A 2,187-nucleotide genomic window follows, 5' to 3' on the forward strand; every position below is an offset into this window, starting at 1 on the left:
AAAAAAGAGCGAGATGTTATACTATAACCAAGAGGGATTTAGGAAATCCGTATATTGTAAAAATATTAATCGAGGGTCAGTATGAAAAAAGAAAGCGGAGGAGCTACTATTAAAGATGTTGCCAGGGAAACAAATCTGGCTATATCAACCATATCCAAATATATGAATGGAGGCAGGGTAAGGAAAAAAAATCAGGAGCTTATTGATGCCGCTGTCCGGAAACTGCATTATTTTCCAAATAATACAGCGAGATGGCTTAGAACCAGCAAATCTTATAGGATCGGAGTTGTATCAGGTATTGTAAATAGTCCTCATACCTCATCTATCCTGAATGAGATTGAGAAATACCTTCGGAATCAGGGATATTCCGTATCGTTTTTTAGTTTTGATATAAATCTGATAGATAAAAATCTCGATAAAACAAAGGGATATATTAGATACATGATAGAAAATGGTATGGACGGAATGCTCCTTACAATCCCGGGGAATTGTAATGGTAATCTGCAGCTTCCTGAAGACCTGGAGATACCGGTGGTCACGATTGAAGAAAACAGTGGTGTGATTCAGGGAGACTGTGTGCAGACAAGCTGTACTATAGGGGCTTATGAGATGACAGAGTATCTGATCAATCATGGACATCGGAAAATTGCTATTATTGAGGGGCGAAAAAATTCTCTTACAGCAGAAGAGAGAATGAGAGGGTATTACAGAGCCATGGAGGATTATGGAGTAGCGGTACAGCCGGAATATGTAGTTCGGGGAGAGTATAAGTATCAGGGAGGTTACAGAGGGATACATGAATTATGGAAACTGAAAGACAGGCCTACGGCTGTGTTTTCCACAAATTATGATATGAGTATGGGCGCTATGGAAGCTGTTTATGACTTGGGGATACAGATTCCGGAGGAATTATCAATGGTAGTTTTTGATGATTTTGAGTTATCTGTGATGGTAAAGCCAAAGCTTACTTCTGTGCGTCAGCCTCTGGTGGAGATAGCAGATGCTGCCTGTCAGCTTTTGATACGAAGGATACATGGGGATTATAGTGACTATCCGAGAAGGATTCGACTGAAACCTTTTTGTGTTTATCGTGATTCAGTGTGTGATCTGAATAGAAAAGAAAAAAATCCAGAAGAATAAAGATTTAAAAATGGGATTGCTGTTCTGTTGAATGGCAATCCCATTTTTTCAAAAAGAAGTTTCTTCTGTTTATCTTCCGGCGTGAAGATTTCGTACAGACTTGCCGGAATGGAATTCTACATTTATGATTTCTGTAACAGGAAAATTACTGTAGTCACCGGAAATGCGCTGCATCAGAAGCTCAGAGGCTCTGATTCCAATAGAAGTCAGATCCTGGGCTACACAGGTCATAGAAGTATGCATGGCACGAAAGAGAGGATCGTTGTCAAAGCAGACCAGAGAAATATCATCCGGAACATTCAGTCCTAATAAATTAACAGCGGACAGCCCTCCCATGGCTGAAATATAATTTGTGAAAAACACAGCGGTAGGAGGATCTGGAGCATTCAGAAGCTGATATAGCCGTTGTTTATTTTCTTGTATGACATCTTTGGTTTCTTTGAAAACAAAAGGTTCGGCGCAGGGAAAACAGGTTTCAAGATTAATGCCGTGACGCGAATATACATCTTTTACAGCCTGTATCCGGACTTCTATCGTATGAGAATTAATGGCCTGATCCAGGATACATATATTAGTGTGCCCATTTTGAAAAAGGTGTTCTGCAAGAAGGGCGCTGCCTCCATAATTATCGGAAAGAACACAGTCAACAGGATAATCCTGTATCATGGTGGGAAGCTGATCCAGTATGATAACAGGAATACCTGCATTTTGAAGAAGCTGGTAATAATGATCACAATTGTTAAAAGGAAGCATAATCAGGCCTTCAAAATTCTGGGAAATAATGTCCCGGATTACATTCTTTTCCAGTTCCATATCAAAAGAATAAGATCGGGTGATAACAGTATACTGCTGGCTGGCAAAATAATGGGATATGATTCCGATTACAGATCCCCAGAAATAATTTCCAAGATCAGAAATAAGAATACCGATGGTTCTTGTTTTTTTTGAGCGGAGGATCTGGGCAGAACGATTCGGCCGATATCCTAATTTTTTTATGGCGGCCTCAATAAGTATACGATTGTTTTCCTGTATTTTTATATTATTTAG

2 protein-coding genes are annotated in these 2,187 nt (G+C 39.6%); one reads left to right on the forward strand and one right to left on the reverse strand.

Features of this window, described 5'->3' with window-relative positions; genetic code table 11:
* The first annotated feature begins 81 nt into the window (after positions 1 to 81).
* Positions 82 to 1,140, forward strand: a complete 1,059-nt coding sequence (locus RDS42_RS14375; protein ID WP_308784259.1) for a LacI family DNA-binding transcriptional regulator — start codon at positions 82 to 84, stop codon at positions 1,138 to 1,140.
* 69 nt (positions 1,141 to 1,209) lie between these two features.
* On the opposite strand, the gene RDS42_RS14380 is transcribed toward RDS42_RS14375, so the two are convergent.
* Positions 1,210 to 2,187: LacI family DNA-binding transcriptional regulator (locus RDS42_RS14380; RefSeq protein ID WP_308784260.1), on the reverse strand; the 978-nt coding region annotated here is incomplete at its 5' end.

Origin of the sequence: uncultured Blautia sp. (assembly GCF_902497045.1) — a bacterium.
In the GTDB taxonomy this organism is placed as follows: domain Bacteria; phylum Bacillota; class Clostridia; order Lachnospirales; family Lachnospiraceae; genus Blautia_A.